At 64.1% G+C, this 18,159-nt stretch carries 19 protein-coding genes; 8 read left to right on the forward strand and 11 right to left on the reverse strand.

Annotated features, from left to right (window positions below; genetic code table 11):
* Positions 1-3 precede the first annotated feature (3 nt).
* From trmFO to IVA80_RS08185, 4 genes are all read right to left on the reverse strand, one after another.
* Entirely contained in the window at positions 4-1,431 is a 1,428-nt protein-coding gene (gene trmFO / locus IVA80_RS08170; RefSeq protein ID WP_247427759.1) for a methylenetetrahydrofolate--tRNA-(uracil(54)-C(5))-methyltransferase (FADH(2)-oxidizing) TrmFO, read from the reverse strand.
* A 125-nt stretch (positions 1,432-1,556) separates the two neighbouring features.
* Entirely contained in the window at positions 1,557-1,709 is a 153-nt protein-coding gene (locus IVA80_RS08175) for a DUF1127 domain-containing protein (RefSeq protein ID WP_007590701.1), read from the reverse strand.
* Between the two features lie 427 nt (positions 1,710-2,136).
* Positions 2,137-2,958: a lytic murein transglycosylase gene (locus IVA80_RS08180; RefSeq protein WP_247427762.1), complete on the reverse strand. Its 822-nt coding sequence runs from the start codon at positions 2,956-2,958 to the stop codon at positions 2,137-2,139.
* Positions 2,959-3,088: 130 nt separating this feature from the next.
* Positions 3,089-3,997 carry a DUF2189 domain-containing protein gene (locus IVA80_RS08185; RefSeq protein ID WP_247427764.1) on the reverse strand — a complete coding sequence of 303 codons (909 nt, stop codon included), beginning with the start codon at positions 3,995-3,997 and terminating at the stop codon, positions 3,089-3,091.
* Between the two features lie 331 nt (positions 3,998-4,328).
* On the opposite strand from IVA80_RS08185, the gene IVA80_RS08190 reads away from it, so the two are divergent.
* Positions 4,329-4,730 carry a DUF3597 domain-containing protein gene (locus tag IVA80_RS08190; protein WP_247427766.1) on the forward strand — a complete coding sequence of 134 codons (402 nt, stop codon included), beginning with the start codon at positions 4,329-4,331 and terminating at the stop codon, positions 4,728-4,730.
* Between the two features lie 53 nt (positions 4,731-4,783).
* Here the strand turns inward: IVA80_RS08190 and IVA80_RS08195 are convergent, their stop codons facing one another.
* On the reverse strand, positions 4,784-5,059 hold the full coding sequence (locus tag IVA80_RS08195; RefSeq protein ID WP_247427768.1) for a GNAT family N-acetyltransferase: 276 nt from the start codon (positions 5,057-5,059) through the stop codon (positions 4,784-4,786).
* Between the two features lie 239 nt (positions 5,060-5,298).
* Between IVA80_RS08195 and IVA80_RS08200 the strand changes: the two genes are divergently transcribed.
* Positions 5,299-5,697, forward strand: a complete 399-nt coding sequence (locus IVA80_RS08200) for an SPW repeat protein (RefSeq protein WP_247427770.1) — start codon at positions 5,299-5,301, stop codon at positions 5,695-5,697.
* A gap of 42 nt (positions 5,698-5,739) precedes the next feature.
* Here the strand turns inward: IVA80_RS08200 and IVA80_RS08205 are convergent, their stop codons facing one another.
* The 3 genes from IVA80_RS08205 to IVA80_RS08215 form a co-directional block, all read right to left on the reverse strand.
* Positions 5,740-6,015, reverse strand: coding sequence for a GNAT family N-acetyltransferase (locus tag IVA80_RS08205; RefSeq protein ID WP_247427772.1), 276 nt, complete (start codon positions 6,013-6,015; stop codon positions 5,740-5,742).
* 11 nt (positions 6,016-6,026) lie between these two features.
* On the reverse strand, positions 6,027-6,362 hold the full coding sequence (locus IVA80_RS08210) for an ARC6/PARC6 family protein (protein WP_247427775.1): 336 nt from the start codon (positions 6,360-6,362) through the stop codon (positions 6,027-6,029).
* Between the two features lie 89 nt (positions 6,363-6,451).
* The gene (locus tag IVA80_RS08215; protein WP_247427777.1) at positions 6,452-6,811 is read right to left on the reverse strand and encodes a hypothetical protein; all 360 of its coding nucleotides are present in this window, start codon (positions 6,809-6,811) and stop codon (positions 6,452-6,454) included.
* Between the two features lie 313 nt (positions 6,812-7,124).
* Between IVA80_RS08215 and IVA80_RS08220 the strand changes: the two genes are divergently transcribed.
* The 6 genes from IVA80_RS08220 to IVA80_RS08245 all read left to right on the forward strand — a co-directional run bounded on the left by IVA80_RS08220 (position 7,125) and on the right by IVA80_RS08245 (position 13,705).
* A complete protein-coding gene (locus tag IVA80_RS08220) occupies positions 7,125-8,732 on the forward strand; it encodes an acyl-CoA synthetase (protein ID WP_247427779.1) in 1,608 nt (535 codons plus the stop codon).
* 9 nt (positions 8,733-8,741) lie between these two features.
* Positions 8,742-9,602 (forward strand): DUF296 domain-containing protein, encoded by an 861-nt coding sequence (locus IVA80_RS08225; RefSeq protein WP_247427781.1) that lies wholly within the window; start codon positions 8,742-8,744, stop codon positions 9,600-9,602.
* 93 nt (positions 9,603-9,695) lie between these two features.
* The gene (locus IVA80_RS08230) at positions 9,696-10,463 is read left to right on the forward strand and encodes an AAA family ATPase (RefSeq protein WP_247427784.1); all 768 of its coding nucleotides are present in this window, start codon (positions 9,696-9,698) and stop codon (positions 10,461-10,463) included.
* Positions 10,464-10,478: 15 nt separating this feature from the next.
* Positions 10,479-11,276, forward strand: a complete 798-nt coding sequence (locus IVA80_RS08235; RefSeq protein WP_247427787.1) for an AAA family ATPase — start codon at positions 10,479-10,481, stop codon at positions 11,274-11,276.
* 891 nt (positions 11,277-12,167) lie between these two features.
* On the forward strand, positions 12,168-12,749 hold the full coding sequence (locus IVA80_RS08240; protein ID WP_247427789.1) for an SRPBCC family protein: 582 nt from the start codon (positions 12,168-12,170) through the stop codon (positions 12,747-12,749).
* Between the two features lie 2 nt (positions 12,750-12,751).
* Positions 12,752-13,705 (forward strand): cytochrome D1 domain-containing protein, encoded by a 954-nt coding sequence (locus IVA80_RS08245; protein WP_247427791.1) that lies wholly within the window; start codon positions 12,752-12,754, stop codon positions 13,703-13,705.
* Positions 13,706-13,798: 93 nt separating this feature from the next.
* Here IVA80_RS08245 and IVA80_RS08250 read toward each other — a convergent pair whose 3' ends face one another.
* The 3 genes from IVA80_RS08250 to uvrA all read right to left on the reverse strand — a co-directional run bounded on the left by IVA80_RS08250 (position 13,799) and on the right by uvrA (position 17,921).
* A complete protein-coding gene (locus tag IVA80_RS08250; RefSeq protein WP_247427793.1) occupies positions 13,799-14,440 on the reverse strand; it encodes an HAD family hydrolase in 642 nt (213 codons plus the stop codon).
* A gap of 126 nt (positions 14,441-14,566) precedes the next feature.
* On the reverse strand, positions 14,567-14,890 hold the full coding sequence (locus IVA80_RS08255) for a hypothetical protein (protein ID WP_247427795.1): 324 nt from the start codon (positions 14,888-14,890) through the stop codon (positions 14,567-14,569).
* A gap of 55 nt (positions 14,891-14,945) precedes the next feature.
* A complete protein-coding gene (uvrA, locus tag IVA80_RS08260; protein WP_247427797.1) occupies positions 14,946-17,921 on the reverse strand; it encodes an excinuclease ABC subunit UvrA in 2,976 nt (991 codons plus the stop codon).
* Positions 17,922-18,159: the final 238 nt, after the last annotated feature.

Below are 18,159 nucleotides of genomic sequence, written 5' to 3' on the forward strand. Positions count from 1 at the left end.
TTCTCACGCGGCGGCGGCAATGCGCAAATGATCGGCGATCCAGCGATCGAGATCGGCGAGCGCCAGCGCGCTCATCGCCTGCTTCTTGGCCACCGTCTTCTCGTTGCCGCGCAGGCGCGTGCCGTCGGGCTTCTTCGTCGGCACGGTCGCGAGCGGCGGGAACAGGCCGAAATTGACGTTCATCGGCTGGAACGAGCGCGTTCCCGGCTCCACGGTTTCGAGATGGCCGCTGGTGATGTGGCCGAGCAGCGACCCGAGCGCTGTGGTGCCCGGCGGGCTCGCAAGTGTCTCGCCGCGCGCATCCGCTGCTGCGTAGAGACCCGCGATCAGGCCGACGCTGGCAGACTCCACATAGCCCTCGCAGCCCGTCATTTGGCCGGCGAAGCGGAGCCGCGGCTGCGCGCGCAGGCGCAACTGGCCGTCGAGCAGCTTTGGCGAATTGAGGAAGGTGTTGCGATGCAGGCCGCCGAGGCGGGCGAATTCGGCCTTCTCCAGCCCGGGAATGGTGCGGAAGATGCGTTGCTGCTCGCCGTATTTCAGCTTCGTCTGAAAGCCGACGATGTTGTAGAGCGTGCCGAGCTTGTTGTCCTGACGGAGCTGCACGATCGCATAGGCTTTCGTGGTGGGATCGTGCGGATTGGTGAGGCCGACGGGCTTCATCGGGCCGTGGCGCAGCGTCTCGGGGCCGCGCTCCGCCATCACCTCGATCGGCAGACAGCCGTCGAAATAGGGCGTGTTGGTCTCCCACTCCTTGAACTCGGTCTTCTCGCCGGCGATCAGCGCGGCCACGAAGCCGTCATACTGCTCCTTGGTCATGGGGCAGTTGATGTAGTCGGCGCCGTTGCCGCCGGGGCCGACCTTGTCATAGCGCGACTGGAACCAGGCCACCGACATGTCGATGGACTCGCGATGCACGATGGGCGCGATCGCGTCGAAGAAAGCGAGTGCGTTCTCGTCGGTCAGCTCGCGGATGGCATCGGCGAGTGGCGCGGAGGTGAGGGGGCCGGTCGCAACGATGACGTTGCTCCAGTCGGCCGGCGGCAGCCCTGAAACCTCGCCGCGGGCGATCTCGATCAGGGGGTGGTCGTTGAGCGCGCTGGTGACGGCTGCGGAGAAGCCGTCGCGGTCGACCGCGAGCGCGCCGCCGGCGGGCACCTGGTTGGCGTCGGCCGCGCGCATGATCAGCGAGCCGAGCCGACGCATTTCGGCGTGCAGCAGGCCGACGGCGTTGTTGGCGGCGTCGTCCGAGCGGAATGAGTTGGAGCAGACCAGTTCGGCGAGCCCGTCGGTGCGGTGCGCCTCGGTCATGCGCGTCGGCCGCATCTCGTGCAGCATCACGGGCAAGCCGGATTTGGCCACCTGCCAGGCGGCTTCGGAACCGGCAAGGCCGGCGCCGATCACGTGCACAATGTTGGATTGGGGTCCTGTCATGGGGCGGACAGGTAGCGCTTTTCGGCGGCCAGTGGAATCGCCGAGATCGAGTTTTCTGCCATCGGATGCGACAACGCCCGCACGAGGCGGGCGCTATCGGTTCGTCCGGTGAAGGGCTGACGATATCAGCCCTGATACTGACCGGCGGCAACGCGCGGGATGTCCGAGCGATCAAGGCCGATGTCGGCCAGTTCGCGATCGCTGAGCTGGGACAGCTCGGCAACATTGCGCTGATAGTCCCGGAAAGCCTGGATCATGCGGATGAGCGAGAGCAGCATTGGTAGTCTCCTGTAGTTCGATTCAGCCCTTGCCCGGGCCTCATCGTTGAAATGAATATAGAGTGGAGTGGTGCAGTGCGAAAGTTCCGATGTTGCGATGCAGCTAAGCGCCCAATGCATGGCGTCGGTAACGGATGATTAACCCAAGAGCAGCCCCGCCCAAAGGGCAGGCGGAATGCGCGACGAGGCGCCATAAGCGCCCGTGAATTCACGGGTTTGCGGCATCGCCTAGGTTCCGAGAGGCGACGAAATAAGTTGGATTTCGATCCATCGCAAGGCGGGCGATTAGCTGCTGGACCCAAGTCTCACATGCGCGAACCGCATGAGCGATTGGTTATAAATTTGAATATATATTCATTCTTTATGCAAAACGCAGGTTTCCAGATCTCCGCTGGACCGGCCTTGGGCGTTTTGCGAGAGGAGTACCTTAAGGGGCGTGTGCGAGCTGGATCGCAAAATAGGCGACAGTCTTGGAGTAGACTTCGCTCTTATTCCACTGCTGTAGCACCGCAAAATTCGGACTGCCGGGCTGCCAATCCTTGCCGCGCTGCCAGCCATAGCCGGCAAGATAATTGGCGGTGGAGGCGAGCACGTCGGGTGCGTTGTGCAGGAGGTCGCGCTTGCCATTGCCGTCGAAGTCGACGGCGTATTTCATCCAGGACGACGGCATGAACTGGGTCTGGCCGAGCTCGCCGGCCCAGGCGCCGCGCATGTCGCCGGGCGCGAGGTCGCCGCGCTGGACGATGCGCAGCGCATCCAATAGCTCGGCACGAAACTGGTCGGAGCGGCGGCAATCATAGGCCAGCGTCGCCAGCGAGCGGATGGTGGCGAATTTGCCGGTGTTGACGCCGAAATCGGTCTCGAGACCCCAGATCGCGACCAGCACCTCGCCCGGCACGCCGTAGGTCTGTTCGATGCGGGAGAGCACCGAGCCGTATTGCTTCATCATGTTGGAGCCGCGCTGTATGCGCGGCGGCACCATGCGGCCGGAGAACTCCTCGAACGTCTGGGTGAAGACCTTTTGCGAGCGGTCGCGGTTGAGCACGCCCTGATCGAGCGTCACGCCGGCAAGCCCGGCGGTGATGGCCTGCTGCGAGATACCCTTGGCCGCGGCGTCGGTTTTGAAGTCCGCGAGCCAGGCATCGAAGTTGCCCGAGCCACAGGCAGCAGCGGCGAGAGCTGGCTGGGTTAGGATTGACGCGAAGAGGGCGAAGGCTGCGAGAGCGAGACGAGAAATCGTCGGGGTCATTCGATAAAATTAATTCCGTGAAGTGATCCGATCGGCGGGCGCAATTTCGGCGGTAACCGCGGCCAAAGCAAGGCGCATGACAGTGCGCGATCCTGCCCGAGGCCGGGCAGGATCGGATGTCACGATATCGTCAGGCGTCAGTGCGATTCCGCCAGGGGAAGAGGTTGGCGGGGAAGTCGGCGGCCGGCTTGCGCGGACGATGCGGCGGGGGCGGCACCGGACGTGCACCGGGCTCCGAGACGATCACCTTGCGGTAGAGGTGCCAAGTGGCGTGGCCGAGCAGAGGGATCACCACGGCAAGGCCAAGGAACGCCGGAATCGTGCCGAGCGCCAGCAGCACCGCGACGATCAGGCCCCAAGCCGCCATCGGCACCGGGTTCTTGGCGACAACGCGCAGTGACGTCACCATCGCGTCGAACGCGCCGGCATGGCGATCGAGCATCAACGGGAACGACACGGCGCTGATGCAGAGTGCGGCAAGCGCGAACAGGAAGCCGGTGCCGCAGCCGACGGCGATCAGCCACCAGCCTTGCCGGCTGGTGAGAACGCGCATCATGAAATCAGAGATCCCGGTTGCGCCCTCATAGCCGAACGCCGCGACATAGATCGCCTGCGCGGTTGCAACCCAGGTCACGAACAGCGCGAGCAGCAATGTGCCGAGACCGAGCATGGCGCCGAACGAAGGCGAGCGCAGCACCTCCATGGCATCCCAGGCGCTGGCCTCTTCATAGCGTTCGCGTCGGCTGGAGAGCTCATAGAGACCGAGAGCGGCGAACGGGCCGATCAGCGCGAAGCCTGCGGCCAGCGGGAACAACAGCGGCAGCACCGAATAGCCCATCACCACGCGGGCGAGCACGAGGCCCAGCACCGGATAGATCACGCAGAGGATGATGGCATGGCTCGGCACCGCCTTGAAATCTTCCCAGCCGCGCCTGAGCGCGTCGTGCAGATCGGACAGTCGGATGGTTCGGATCACCGGTCCAGCCGCATCCGCGGTCGGGGCCATGGGGGGGACATTGCCCTGGTAGAGTGTCGCCATGCTCGCTAGCTCCCTTGCCATGCGGCCGAATTCGGCGCCGACAACGGCGCGGACGGCCGCCCTTCTGAGTTTCGCGATCCGACCAGACGCGAAATCCGCACGGCATCGCGAGCTGAAGCTGGAGCGTACGCCCATTTCCGAGTCCTGTCCCTCACGCTTGGGTAAGATTCGATGCCGCACTGCAACCTCAATCATGTCATTCGGTCGTCATTTCGCCGCAGATAAGCTGATGCTGCGTGTCGGTTCGCAGGACTTAGCGGGCGCAACGCAGACACTTCGTCTATAAGTGCCACTCAAGGCCCTTCCAACGGATCCTATTCGGGGAGCAGATATGAGCATTTTCGGGAAAATCATGGGCGCGATCTTCGGCAGTCATCCGGCTTCCGCCGCACCCGCAGGCAGCGCACCGTCGGGCAGCGCGCCCGCCGGTGCCGCGCCGAGCGGATCGGCGCCCGGAGCCGCGCCCGCGGCGACGGTGGACGTCGCTTCGATCGTCGACAAGGCGGCGGCCGCCCACAAGGGCGCGAAGCTGGAATGGCGTACCTCGATCGTCGACCTCATGAAGGCGCTCGACATCGATTCCAGCCTCGCTGCGCGCAAGGATCTCGCCAAGGAGCTCGGCTACAGCGGCGACACCAACGATTCGGCGAGCATGAACGTCTGGCTGCACAAGCAGGTCATGTCCAAGCTCGCCGCCAATGGCGGCAAGCTGCCGCCGGAGATCAAGCACTGACCGATCGCTCGGTCGTGAGCCAAGGGCCCGCGATCTCGCGGGCCCTTTTGCATTCAGGAGACGAGATCCGCATCCTCCGGATGCCTGTCGAGATAGTCGCCGACGAAGCCGCAACCAGCGACCACCTTCTTGCCGTCGCGGCGGATTAAATCCAGCGCACCCTTGACCAACTCGGATGCAATGCCGCGGCCGCGCAACGCGCGCGGCGTCTCGGTATGGGTGATGATCACGGCCGCCGGCGTCAGCCGGTAATTGGCGAATGCGATTTCGTTGCCGACATCGAGCTCGAAGCGACTCCTGTCCCTGTTGTCCCGTACCGATGCCGCCATGCAAGATCCTTCCGACGTGCTGCCCGTTGTCTGATCTAGGCGCCAACAAGGGCGGCCTTCCGACTACGACAAGGCACTGCAATACCCCAAATAATCCTCAACATGGCCCTTGCAAGTTCCAGGGCGATGGCCACGTCATTTTGAGGACATACGCTCGAATGCGGCCGGCAGAGTTGCCAGACATTCGGAGTGTCATGATCGCCAGCCGCAGACGTATGCCTCTGTCGTAGGAGGGTACTATGTCGGACTTTGGTTTCTTGAAGACTCATCGAACGTGGGAAGATTGGTGCGGGATGTTACTCGGCGCGCTGATCGTCGTTTCGCCGTGGTTTCCCATCCAGGATCAGCCGACGATCGTCGGACACGAGACGATGATCCTGAACGCGGTCGCGGTCGGTCTGGTCGTGTTTGGTATTAGCCAGCTCGAATATGTCGCATTGCAGCGTTGGCAAGAGGTGATGACGATCCTGATCGGATTGTGGCTCATCGCCTCGCCCTATGTCCTCGGTTATTCCGGTGGAGGCTTTCTCCGCATCTACCACACGAGCCTCGGCGCGGTGGTGGTGCTCCTCGGCATCCTCCAGCTCTGGCAGGACTGGGATCTGAACGATCAGGACCTGCTCGGGCATCGGCAATAGCCCTAGAGACCGGCAGGCCCGCCGGCTGGCGGGCCTGCGCGGTTATCTCTTCACCAGGTCCTGATAATCCCGGTGCTTCTCAATCCACGCCTTCACGAACGGGCATTCAGGGATCAGCTTCAAGCCGGCCGCGCGGACCTGATCGAGCGCGCCTTGCACCAGCTTCGAACCGACGCCCTTGCCGCCGAGCTCCTTTGGCACGTCCGTGTGCTCGAACGTGATGAAATTGCCGTCGAGCTTGTATTGCTCGGTCGCAAGATGGCCCTCCATCTCGAGCTCATAGCGGTGATGGGTTTTGTTGTTGATGATTTCGCTCATGTCGTCTCCGGTCAGCTCTTCAGGGAGTCCGTCAGCATCTTGCGGATCCACCAGGCTTCGCCGTCGGAGGAGCCCTTGATGTCGTCGATCCGCCAGCTATCGGCCTCTTGCACGAAGTCGTAACGCACGACCTGGTCGGAAGGTTTGCGGTCGTTGCCGGGATCGGTAATGGTCACCGCGATCGTCGCCTTGTCAGCCTCCATCTTTTCCGCGTCAACCTTGAAGGATTTCACGTCCGGTTCCTGCGACAGGATGGTGATGGGATCGCCGGGGGCAGGGGTGACGGCGAATGTCGGGGAAGCGATGGCAAGCAGAGAAGCGGAGACAAAGGTCCGACGGGTGAGCATGAATGTCCTGAGATGATGGCGCGCGACGTCGGGCCGGAGCGGCCGGTGTCAGCGCGTATCTCTGTAGACCGATGGAGGAGCGGTTCGGTTCAATCGGTCGCTTTGGCGAGCCTGGAATCGTCGGGCTGCGGCTGCGGGCGAAGACAGCCTTGGCAGATGACGAGTGAGCGGTTGACCCTGGCATCCTGCTCGGCCTCGATGCCGTCCTGTGCCTGCCACCATTCCTTCGAATAGGGCGCAAGCTCGGCGTGCGACCTGTTGCGCTCGGATCGGGCCGCGGTCCGCGCAGGTCCGGACGCCGCACGCGGCTGGTTGGGATCCTCGCCGGCGCCATCCCAGGCATAGCGCGCAGGCTTGAAGGTGGGGTCGGAGGAGAGGTGCGCCTGCGGAGCCACGGCACATCCGGCGAGCGCCAGCGACAACAGAAGGAAGGCGGGCGCTTTGACCATGATGCGGCACTCTGTACGCGAGAACTGAGCGAGATTGCGCCGATCATGTTTAAAATTCCCTGAATGGTTGCGGCTACGCTGGCGACAAGCGCGCATGAGCTATCTGATCTTCATGCTCGCACACTACGCCACCGCTGCGCCTGCCGACGAAGCAAAGCCGTTCAATCTCGTCGAATATCCGCCCGCCGTTCGCGTTCAGGCACCGTAAGTCAGGTGTGCGGCCGGCGGCCTTGCAGGGGCGCTGGCGATGGCGATAAATGGGCTGCAATGAGCGGGCGGCTCGCGCGCCGTCCGCCGCCGAAGAGGAAGCCCGATGCAGCCCCTGCGCATGTCTCGCCGCGTCATGAATCTCGCTCACATGCTGACCCAGAATGCGCGGCGGCATGGATCGCGCCCCGGCCTTGTCTGGGGAGATAAATCCTGGACCTGGCGCGAGATCGATGCGCAGGTCTCGGCGCTGGCGGCTGCGCTCGCCGCGCGCGGCATCGCCAAGGGCGATCGCATCCTCGTCCATTCCAAGAATGGCGACGAGATGTTCTTCTCGATGTTCGCTGCGTTCCGGCTGGGGGCGGTCTGGGTGCCCACCAATTTCCGTCTGATGCCGGACGAGGTCACCTATCTCGCGCAGGCCTCCGGCGCGAAGGCGTTTCTGTGCCACGTCGATTTTCCCGAGCACGCCGCGGCGGTGAGCGGTGGCGCGCTGGAATTCACCTGGAGCGTCGACGGCAAGGGCTCGTTCGGCGAACGCTCGGTCGCTGATGCCATCGCCTCGCAGGCCGGCGCAAGCATTGCAAATGTCGACGTCGAGCACGATGATCCCTGCTGGTTCTTCTTCACCTCGGGCACCACGGGCCGCTCCAAGGCCGCGGTGCTGACCCATGGCCAGATGGGCTTTGTCGTCACCAACCATCTCGCCGATCTCACCCCCGGCGTAACAGAAGAGGATGCGTCGCTGGTGGTGGCGCCGCTGTCGCATGGCGCCGGCGTGCATCAGCTGGTGCAGACGGCGCGCGGCGTCCGCACCGTGCTGCTGCCGACCGAGAAATTCGACATCGATGAGGCATTCCGCCTGATCGAGGCCCATCGCGTCAGCAATCTCTTCACGGTGCCGACGATCCTGAAGATGATGGTCGAGCACCCCGCCGCCGACAAATACGATCATTCCTCGCTGCGTCAGGTGATCTACGCCGGCGCGCCGATGTACCGCGAGGACCAGAAGGCCGCGCTGAAGAAGCTCGGCCAAGTCATCGTGCAATATTTCGGCCTCGGCGAGGTCACAGGCAACATCACGGTGCTGCCGGCGGCGCTGCACGATCCCGAGGACGGCCCGCACGCGAAGATCGGCACCTGCGGCTTCGAGCGCACCGGCATGCAGGTCTCGATCCAGGACGACGAGGGCCGCGAGCTCGCCGCCAACCAGAGCGGCGAGATATGCGTGATCGGGCCTGCCGTACTCGCCGGCTATTACGACAACCCCGAGGCCAATGCGAAGGCGTTCCGCAACGGCTGGTTCCGCACCGGCGATCTCGGTCACATGGACGAGGAGGGGTTCGTCTACATCACGGGTCGCGCCTCCGACATGTACATCTCCGGCGGCTCCAACATCTATCCGCGCGAGATCGAGGAGAAGATCCTGACCCATCCAGCGGTCGGCGAGGTCGCGGTCGTCGGCGTGCCCGATCCGACCTGGGGCGAGGTCGGCGTCGCCGTTTGCGTTGCGTGCGAAGGTGCCAAGCCGGTGAGCGAAGCGGAGATGGCGGCGTTTCTCATGCCAAAAGTGCCGCGCTACAAGATGCCGAAGCGGTTCTTCTTCTGGGAGGCGCTGCCGAAATCCGGCTACGGCAAGATTCCAAAACGCATGGTGCGCGACGAGCTCGAGGCGCGCGGGCTGCTCGATCTCGACAAGACGAAGGCGGGCTGAGCGTAGGTTATGCGGATCATCAAGCAGCCGGGCGCGCCGCTTCCCGAACGCATCCAGTGGGTGGAGGCGAGGGGACGCGCCTTTTCGTTCACGCTTCAAGCTGGCCTGCCGTTGCTCGAAGCCGCGCGCCGCGGGTTTGCCGCGGAAGGTTTTACGAGCGGCGTACTGAATTTCGGCCATGGCGCGCTCGGGCCGTTCGCCTACGTTATGCCGGCGCTGTCGAAGACCGGCGAGAATGCAGCCTTCTACAGTGACACGTTCCGGCCGAGCGGCGTGACACGCACAAGGCTTGGCAGCATGACGCTTGGGACGCGCGACGGTGCGCCGTTCTTTCATTGCCACGCGCTTTGGACCGAAGTCGACGGCCGCGCCAGCGGCGGCCACATGCTGCCGGACGAGACTGTTGTCGCCGAGCCGTTCGCGGTGGAGGCCTTCGGGATCGATGGAGCGACGTTCACGGCCGAGATCGATCCCGAGACGAACTTTAAGCTGTTCGGGCCGGTCGTTTCGGCCGCAACCGGCGCACGCACGACCAGCCGCGCGTTTGCCATGCGGTTGCGGCCGAACCAGGATTTTGCTGGCTGCCTCGAAGGCTTCTGCCGCGACCACGGCATCGCGCGCGCCAAAATCCACGGTGGCGTCGGCTCGACCATCGGCGCGCGCTTCACGGATGGCGGCGTGACCGAGCCGTTTGCGACGGAGCTTGCGATAACAGCCGGTGCGATTGCGCCCGGCTCCTCTGGCGCACTCGAAGCTGCGCTCGATGTTGCCCTGATCGACTACACCGGCGGCGTTGCCGAGGGCCGCCTGGTTCGCGGCGACAATCCCGTGCTGATGACCATGGAGCTGGTGCTGGAAGCGCTGGACTGATGGGCGGCCGACGGCCGAGATGCGAGATAGGCCTTTCGCAACCTGATTGTTCCTGTTATGTTCCGGGGAAGGTTCGGGTTCTGGAGGCCAACAGTGGCGCGGAAGGGCAATCGCACGATCAACCTGCCTGCGCCGTATCTGAAGCGGGTCTGGCTCGACCCGTCGCAGGTTCACGATCGCGAGGCTTATCCGTTTTGCCTGCCCATCTTTCCGGATGATTTCGAGCTCAACTTCGACGCCGCGATCACGATCATCGTCGGCGAGAACGGCACCGGGAAATCGACGATCCTCGAGGGCATAGCCACGCTCGCCGGCTACGACGATGCCGGTGGCGGAAAGGGCTACATGCCCGTCGATCACTCCGAAGCTAGCGAGAAGATGGGCGGCCAACTCTCCAAGGCACTGCGCGCAAGCTGGTTGCCGAAAATTACCAATGGCTGGTTTTTTCGCGCCGAGAGTTTTTTCTCGGTGGCGCGATATCTTGACAAGGCTGCGCGTGATGCTGGCCAGCTCGGTCCCGATTTCCTGTCGCATTCCCATGGCGAAGGCTTCCTGCGCTTCTTCGAGGAGCGGTGCCAGCGCCAGGGCATCTTTATTTTCGACGAGCCGGAATCGGCGCTGTCGCCGGCGCGCCAGATCGAATTTCTGAAACTGCTGCAACGCATGGAAGACTCCCGCATCTGTCAGGTTATCATGGCGACGCACGCGCCGATGCTGATGGCTTATCCGAACGCGAAGTTGTTGCGGCTGACCAGAGCAGGCATCGAACCGGTGATGTTGCGAGAGACGGAGCACTTCAAGGTCATGCGGGAGTTCTGCGATGATCCGGACCGATTTATCGGCACCGCGCTGGAGCAATAGGGGCAGGTTGAGAGCATGGGCCGGAAACAACGTCGTCAAACCACCTTGCCCGCGCCCTATCTCCGGCGCGTCTGGCTCGATCGTTCGGCGGTCGAGGATTGGGAGGCGTATCCGTTCTGTCTTCCCGTGTTCAGGGACGAGTTCGATCAGAATTTCGACACCGCCGTGACCATCATCGTCGGCGAGAACGGCACCGGCAAGTCGACCATCCTCGAGGGCATCGCGGGGATGGCCGGCTTTGCCAGCACCGGCGGCCGCAAGGGCTTTCAGGAGATCGATGGCGGCGGCATGGAAGTAACCGGCGTAGAGCTGTCTGCCGCCCTGAAGGCTGCCTGGGTGCCGAAGGTAACCGACGGCTGGTTTTTTCGGGCCGAGACATTCTTTTCTGTTGCGCGGTATCTGGACCGCTCGGCCGGGAGTGCTGCGCAAGCCATGGAAGGCGTGTTTGGTGCGAGCGTTCAAGAAGCCCCGGACTATCTCTCTTTTTCCCACGGTGAGGGCTTTCTGGTCTTCTTCGAGGAGCGCTGCCAAAATCAGGGCATCTACATCTTCGACGAGCCGGAATCCGCACTTTCGCCCGCGCGGCAGATGGACTTCCTCAAGCTCCTGCATCGGATGGATCTCTCCGGCAATTGTCAGGTCATCATGGCGACCCATGCGCCTCTGCTGATGGCCTATCCAAATGCGCAGCTGCTTCGGCTCGGGAAATACGGCCTGGAGCCGACGACGGTGGAGCAAACCGATCATTATCGGGTGATGCGGGAATTCTGTGACGACCCGCGCGGGTTCGTGGAGGCGACGCTGACGGAGTAGGAAGGCGCGGCCGACGGCCGTTCTCTCCGCCGTCGTTGCGAGGAGCTCTCGCGACGAAGCAATCCAGAATCTTTCCGCGGAGGCACTCTGGATTGCTTCGCTTCGCTCGCAATGACGGGGCGTGGGTGACACGGTCGCTTCAATTCAATTCGCATTTCAATTGCAGACACACCTTCGCCCCCTCGCGGCGTGTTTCGCCCGAGTTTTACGGCAGTCATTGCCCTCGAAGGTGCCGAGGGCGCAGGGAAGACCGGGTGCCGGCTGGCACCCGCGGTCCACTGTGCGATAGATGCGCTACAAACATTTGCACAGCGGCATACAGGTGAAGCCAAACAACCCGGCCTTCCCTGCGCAGTGGCTTTACGGCTTATGTCGTGCTCTCCCCGGGGAGCGATGCACTATTGCCCCCGTCGTCTTGCGGATGGCTGACGCGCGGACCCGGTCGGGCCGCAGCGTCACCGCAAGACTTGGCGCACAGACCCCGGGCGCCAGGACCACACGATTTTGCCGTACGCAGGCTGCACCGGTCGTGTGCACGCAGGTAGCTGCTCACGGTGTGACCCGCCCTGCAAACCACCTTCGCGCCGACGCCGCCTGCGTCCACCACGTCCCATCCCGCGTTCGTGACGATCGCGATGCGCCCCTCGGCCGGGTTGGGATGGCTTCCTATACGATAATCCGAAATGCTGATAAAGAGAATTATTTTTGCATGGCGTGATTGCCCCACCCATTGGATGCTTTGCCCGACGGGCAGCGCAACAGGTTGTGGATCGCGCAAGCGCGCCGCCGCAACGGTGCCACGAACCGGTCTCCCCTCGGCCCCAAAATGCGCTACGATGATCCCAGCGCGCCCAAGTCGCGCACGATCAACGAGACGGATGAGGAAACGAGATGAGGGTGACGATTGGACGGCGCGTGGCCGTGGCCGCGGTACTGACTGCCGCGGGAGCGGCGGCTTTGACGGCGGCTTTTGCACCGGCTTCTACACCGGCCTGGGCGCACGGACCGACCCGGCAGAAGGTGCGCGAATCCATCGAGATCAATGCAGCCCCGGCCAAAGTGTGGGCGGCAATCGGCAATTTCCAGGACATCAACTGGCTCCCGCCCGTCACCAAGACCGAGGGCGAGAAGGGCAACGAGATCGGCGCAACGCGGCGGCTGACCTTGACCGGCGGCGCCACGGTCGATGAGGAGCTCTATAAGTTCGACGCCGCTGCGATGACTTATTCCTACCGGATCACCACTGTCGACGTGAAGGTGCTGCCGGTCACCAATTATTCCTCGACGTTGACGGTGGCGCCGAGCGCCGACGGCAAGGCGAGCACGCTGGAATGGGCCGGCGCCTTCTACCGCGGCTTTCCCAACAACGATCCGCCGCCGGAGCTGAGCGACGAGGCCGCGGTGAAGGCGGTGAAGGGGCTTTATCAGGCCGGCCTCGAAGCGCTGAAGAAGAAGATCGAGAGCGGAAGCTGACAGTGCGGGCGCTGCTCCTGGCGGCGTTCGCCGCCAGCCTCTGCCGTGCCGCTCTCGGCAACGCATCCGCCGAAGAAGCGTTCGTCACCAACCAGCTCAGCGACGATCTGATGGTCGTGGATCTCGCGATATCGCGCAGCGTCGCGACCATCCCGATCGGCGGCAAGCCGGCCGGTGTGGCCGTCAGCGCGGACGGGCGCTTTGCCTATGTGACGAGCCCCGATGCCAAGGCGGTGACCGTGGTGGACGCAGCAACGCGCCAGGTCTTAGGAAGGATCGAGGTCGGCGGCGGGCCGCTCGGCATTGCGGTGGCGCCCGATGGCAAGACGGTCTATGTCGCGGACTGGTATGCGGCCGCGGTGCGGGTGATCGACGCGGCGAGCCGCAGCGTCACGGCCAGCATCGCGGTCGGCGCTTCGCCGTCCGGCCTGGCGGTGACGCCTGATGGCAAGCTGCTGCTCTCGGCGGACCGCGACGACGACAGCGTCTCGGTGGTGGACACCACGACGCGTCAGCGCAAAGCGACCATCAAGGTCGGCACGCGGCCGTTCGGCGTCACCATCGATGCAGAGGGCAAGCGCGCCTACACCGCCAATGTCGGCTCCAACAACGTCTCCGTGATCGACATCGCCGCAGGCCGCGAGATCGGCCGCGTGCCGGTCGGCATGCGTCCCTACGCCGTGGCACTGACGCTGGGCCGTGGCTTCGTCACCGACCAGTATGGCGGCACTGTCAGCGTGTTCGATCTGGCGATGCTGAAGCCGGTCAAGCGCATCAACGTCGGCGACTATCCCGAAGGCATCGCCGCGACCGCCGACGGCAAGCACGTCATCGTCGCCTGCTGGGAGAGCAACACGCTTGATATCATCGATGCCGCCGAGCTGAAGGTGATCGGCGAGGTCGAGACCGGCGACGGCCCGCGCGCGTTCGGGGCGTTCTTGCGCAAGACGGAGTAGGGGGGCAGGTGCCGTAGGACCTCCTACCGGCCGTCAAGGTGCAAGTGGCCTTAACGAACCTAGCCTAGCGCCGTGCTCGACGCAGCCGCAGGGCTAACCCACCCTACGATGTCGGCACACGGCATCCGCAATCTCTCCCATCCGCTCAAACACGTGGTCCGGCCCCAGCGCCCGCAGCGCCGCCGGTGCCGCATAACCCCAGCACACCGCGCCGCAGGCAATACCGACAGCTCGCGCCCCCTCGATGTCGCGCACCTCGTCGCCGATCGCGATCACTTGGTCGAGCTCCACGCCGGCACGCCGGATGACGCGGCGAAACTTCGCAGGCTTGCCGAACAGCGACGCGGCGCAGTCGAAATGCGAGAACAGCGCGGCAGCTTCGCCGAGTTTTTCGCGCGCATTGGCCTCGCTGTCCGACGTCACCAGCGCGAGCTGCACGCCGCTTTCGGCCAGCGTTCGCAGCATCGCCTCGACGCCCGCAAACAGCGAAATCTCCGCCGCAGCCTCGGCCTTCAGCCGCCGCGCATGCCGCGCGATCGCCGGCAGCTTCCACAGCGGCACCTCGAGCCGGGCGAGGATCTCGCGGCTCGAAGCATGCCGCAGCCCCTCGACATCCTCGTCCGCGACGCGGCGAAAGCCGAACCGGTCGGCGACGTCATTGATGGTCCGCAGGAACCACGGGAAGCTGTCGGCCAGCGTGCCGTCGAGATCGAAGATGGCGAGGGAGTAGGGCATGGGGGCTGGATTTCAAGCGGGCTGTAGTACGCCATTCTTAAGCGGAGTTCGAGGACAGCCATAGGGCATTATCTATCGCTGAATCGTGCGCTGGCTTCGTGATCGATGAGGTCCGCGGTTTGCGGCTCACCGCAACTTGCGCACGTCAACATTGATGTCGAGATCGATATTGCTGACGCAGGTCTGAGTGGTCCGATGCGAGCCGCCCTCGTGCCAGTGGCCATCGCGCGCACGGGCGCCGCTGACATTGGCCAGCTTCAGGCATCGCCATTGCGGCAGCGGGCCGCTGCTCTCACCAGCGAACTGCCAGGCCAACACAGCTTCCTCACTGCTCTTGTTGGCGCCGATGATGTGCGGGCAGAGCTCGCGATAGCGGCCCTCGTAGATGCAGGTCACCTGCTGTTCGGCGAGAATTGCATTGCGAAAGAGTGTGTAGGTTCGGCTGGGCATCGCGGGCGGTCACTCGCATGTTCTCCGAAGCCCTCGAAGACGCCGCGGAGCGATCCTACTCCGCCGCCTCGCTCGTGCTCCGCGGCTTCGGCTTCCGCGCCTTCTTCAGCACCGGCGCCAAAAACTTCCCCGTATAGCTTCGCGGCGCTTTCGCGATGTCTTCCGGCGGGCCCCAGGCGACGATCTCGCCGCCGCCGTCGCCGCCTTCGGGGCCGAGGTCGATGACCCAGTCTGCGGTCTTGATCACTTCGAGATTGTGCTCGATGACGACGACCGTGTTGCCCTGCGCGACCAGCTCGTGCAGCACCTCCAGCAGCTTCTTGACGTCGTGGAAGTGCAGGCCGGTGGTCGGCTCGTCCAGGATGTAGAGCGTGCGGCCGGTGGCGCGTTTTGACAGCTCCTTTGCCAGCTTGACGCGCTGGGCTTCGCCGCCCGAGAGCGTCGTAGCCTGCTGGCCGACATGGATGTAGTCGAGCCCGACGCGGTGCAGGGTCTGGAAGGTCTCGCGCACGCGCGGTACCGCCTTGAAGAACTCGGCGGCCTCCTCGACGGTCATGTCGAGCACATCGGCGATGCTCTTGCCCTTGAACAGGACCTCCAGCGTTTCGCGGTTGTAGCGCTTGCCCTTGCAGACGTCGCAGGTGACGTAGACGTCGGGCAAGAAGTGCATCTCGATCTTGATGACGCCGTCGCCCTGACACGCCTCGCAGCGGCCGCCCTTGACGTTGAAGGAAAAGCGGCCGGGCTCGTAGCCGCGCGCTTTGGATTCCGGTAGCCCCGCAAACCATTCACGGATCGGCGTGAAGGCGCCGGTGTAGGTCGCAGGATTCGAGCGCGGCGTGCGGCCGATCGGCGACTGGTCGATGTCGATGATCTTGTCGATGTGCTCGAGGCCCTCGATGCGGTCGTGCGGGGCGGCGCCCTCGCTGGCATTGTTCAGCTTGCGGGCGATCGCCTTGTAGACGGTATCGATCAGCAGCGTCGACTTGCCGCCGCCGGAGACGCCGGTGACGCAGGTGAACAGGCCGAGCGGAATCTCCGCCGTGACGTTCTTGAGGTTATTGCCGCGCGCGTTCACCACCTTGATGGTGCGGCGATGGTTCGGCGGGCGCCGCTCCGGCACCTCGACTTCGAGCTCGCCGGTGAGATACTTGCCGGTCAGCGATTTCGGATTGCGCATGATCTCGGCCGGCGTGCCTTCGGCGATGATGTTGCCGCCATGCATGCCGGCACCCGGGCCGATATCGAGGACGTAGTCGGCGAGCAGGATGGCATCCTCGTCATGCTCGACGACGATCACGGTGTTGCCGAGGTCGCGCAGGCGCTTGAGGGTATCGAGCAGGCGCGCATTGTCGCGCTGGTGCAGGCCGATCGAGGGCTCGTCCAGAACGTAGAGCACGCCGGTCAGGCCTGAGCCGATCTGCGAGGCCAGGCGGATGCGCTGGCTCTCGCCGCCCGACAGCGTACCGGAGGAGCGGGACAAGGTGAGATAGTTGAGGCCGACGTCGAGCAGGAAGGTCAGGCGCTCGCGGATCTCCTTGAGGATGCGGCCGGCGATCTCGTTTTGCTGCGCGTTCAGCGCCTCCGGGACGGTGCCGAACCATTCACCGGCGCCCTTGACCGACAGCTCGGAAATATCGCCGATGTGCTTGCCGCCGATCTTGACGCAGAGCGCCTCAGGCTTCAGCCGGAAGCCCTTGCAACCCTCGCAGGGCACGTCGTGGAAATATTTGGCCAGTTCCTCGCGGGCCCACTCGCTCTCGGTCTCGCGATAGCGGCGGTTGATGTTGGTGATGACGCCCTCGAACGGCTTCTTGGTGTCGTAGGAGCGCACCCCGTCCTCGTAGGAGAACTTGATCTCGTCCTCGCCGGAGCCGTAGAGGATCGCGTCTTTCGTCTTCTTGGCGAGGTCCTTCCATTTGGTGTCGAGCGTGAACTTGTAGTGCTTGCCGAGCGCGGTCAAAGTCTGCACGTAATAGGGTGACGACGACTTGGCCCAGGGCGCGATCGCGCCCTTGCGCAACGTCACGTCCTTGTCGGGAATGACGAGATCTTCGTCGACATGCTGCTCGACGCCGAGGCCGCCGCAGGCCGGGCAGGCGCCGTAGGGGTTGTTGAAGGAAAACAGCCTGGGCTCGATCTCGGGAATGGTGAAGCCGGAGACGGGGCAGGCGAATTTTTCCGAGAACAGGATGCGCTCGGGGCCGCTCTTGTCGTGGATTTTCGCGGTCTTCTTCTTTTCCTCCGCCGACGCCGCCGCCGGCGCGTCCGCGAACTCGACGACGGCGAGGCCCTCGGCGAGCTTCAGCGCGGTCTCAAAGCTTTCGGCGAGGCGCTGGCCAATGTCGGCGCGCACCACGATGCGGTCGACGACGACGTCGATGTCGTGCGGGAATTTCTTGTCGAGCGTCGGCGCCTCGCTGAGTTCATGGAAGGCGCCGTCGACCTTGACGCGCTGGAAGCCCTTCTTGAGCCATTCGGCGAGCTCCTTCCGGTACTCGCCCTTGCGGCCGCGCACGACGGGGGCGAGCAGATAGAGACGGGTGCCCTCAGGCAGCGCCAGCACACGGTCGACCATCTGCGACACGGTCTGGCTCTCGATCGGCAGGCCGGTGGCGGGCGAATAGGGCACGCCGACGCGGGCCCAGAGCAGGCGCATGTAGTCGTAGATCTCGGTGACGGTGCCGACGGTCGAGCGCGGGTTTTTCGACGTCGTCTTCTGCTCGATCGAAATTGCCGGCGACAGGCCGTCGATCTGGTCGACGTCAGGCTTCTGCATCATCTCCAGGAACTGGCGCGCATAGGCCGAGAGCGATTCGACATAGCGGCGCTGGCCTTCGGCGTAGATGGTATCGAAGGCGAGCGAGGATTTGCCGGAGCCTGACAGCCCGGTGAACACCACGAGTTTGTCGCGGGGAATCTCGACGTCGATGTTCTTGAGGTTGTGCTCGCGGGCGCCACGGATCGTAATTGCGCGCAGGCTGGAGCCCGCGTTCTGCTGTTGGCGCTTCGCCTTGATCACTTCATCCATCCTGGTGGTCCTCAAGGAATCCCAAAGGCGCGCGATCGCGCCAATGTTTAGGCGCGCTTCGCCCGGAACCGGGATCGGCGCCGATGGGTATGTCAGCGAACGTAGGAAGAACGGGAGCGGATTTCCAGTGCGAGTTGCGAATCGTCAACGGATTGTTGGCGCTCTGGCGGCATCTGGCAGCAGGAGGCCAGCGGAACTGCGCTGGAGAGGCCGCGACAACAAAAAGGCCGGCGCAAGG

This window comes from Bradyrhizobium sp. 139 (assembly GCF_023074175.1).
Taxonomy (GTDB): domain Bacteria; phylum Pseudomonadota; class Alphaproteobacteria; order Rhizobiales; family Xanthobacteraceae; genus Bradyrhizobium.

What these genes read in the sequence shown, in the direction of transcription:
- IVA80_RS08205 (WP_247427772.1), bottom strand. Translation starts at nt 6,015, where the DNA reads ATGAGCGAAATCATCAACAACAAAACCCATCACCGCTATGAGCTCGAG.
- IVA80_RS08215 (WP_247427777.1), bottom strand. Translation starts at nt 6,811, where the DNA reads ATGGTCAAAGCGCCCGCCTTCCTTCTGTTGTCGCTGGCGCTCGCCGGA.
- trmFO (WP_247427759.1), bottom strand. Translation starts at nt 1,431, where the DNA reads ATGACAGGACCCCAATCCAACATTGTGCACGTGATCGGCGCCGGCCTT.
- IVA80_RS08175 (WP_007590701.1), bottom strand. Translation starts at nt 1,709, where the DNA reads ATGCTGCTCTCGCTCATCCGCATGATCCAGGCTTTCCGGGACTATCAG.
- IVA80_RS08225 (WP_247427781.1), top strand. Translation starts at nt 8,742, where the DNA reads ATGCGGATCATCAAGCAGCCGGGCGCGCCGCTTCCCGAACGCATCCAG.
- IVA80_RS08185 (WP_247427764.1), bottom strand. Translation starts at nt 3,997, where the DNA reads ATGGCGACACTCTACCAGGGCAATGTCCCCCCCATGGCCCCGACCGCG.
- IVA80_RS08200 (WP_247427770.1), top strand. Translation starts at nt 5,299, where the DNA reads ATGTCGGACTTTGGTTTCTTGAAGACTCATCGAACGTGGGAAGATTGG.
- IVA80_RS08250 (WP_247427793.1), bottom strand. Translation starts at nt 14,440, where the DNA reads ATGCCCTACTCCCTCGCCATCTTCGATCTCGACGGCACGCTGGCCGAC.
- IVA80_RS08240 (WP_247427789.1), top strand. Translation starts at nt 12,168, where the DNA reads ATGAGGGTGACGATTGGACGGCGCGTGGCCGTGGCCGCGGTACTGACT.
- IVA80_RS08235 (WP_247427787.1), top strand. Translation starts at nt 10,479, where the DNA reads ATGGGCCGGAAACAACGTCGTCAAACCACCTTGCCCGCGCCCTATCTC.
- uvrA (WP_247427797.1), bottom strand. Translation starts at nt 17,921, where the DNA reads ATGGATGAAGTGATCAAGGCGAAGCGCCAACAGCAGAACGCGGGCTCC.
- IVA80_RS08255 (WP_247427795.1), bottom strand. Translation starts at nt 14,890, where the DNA reads ATGCCCAGCCGAACCTACACACTCTTTCGCAATGCAATTCTCGCCGAA.
- IVA80_RS08190 (WP_247427766.1), top strand. Translation starts at nt 4,329, where the DNA reads ATGAGCATTTTCGGGAAAATCATGGGCGCGATCTTCGGCAGTCATCCG.
- IVA80_RS08195 (WP_247427768.1), bottom strand. Translation starts at nt 5,059, where the DNA reads ATGGCGGCATCGGTACGGGACAACAGGGACAGGAGTCGCTTCGAGCTC.
- IVA80_RS08210 (WP_247427775.1), bottom strand. Translation starts at nt 6,362, where the DNA reads ATGCTCACCCGTCGGACCTTTGTCTCCGCTTCTCTGCTTGCCATCGCT.
- IVA80_RS08180 (WP_247427762.1), bottom strand. Translation starts at nt 2,958, where the DNA reads ATGACCCCGACGATTTCTCGTCTCGCTCTCGCAGCCTTCGCCCTCTTC.
- IVA80_RS08220 (WP_247427779.1), top strand. Translation starts at nt 7,125, where the DNA reads ATGCAGCCCCTGCGCATGTCTCGCCGCGTCATGAATCTCGCTCACATG.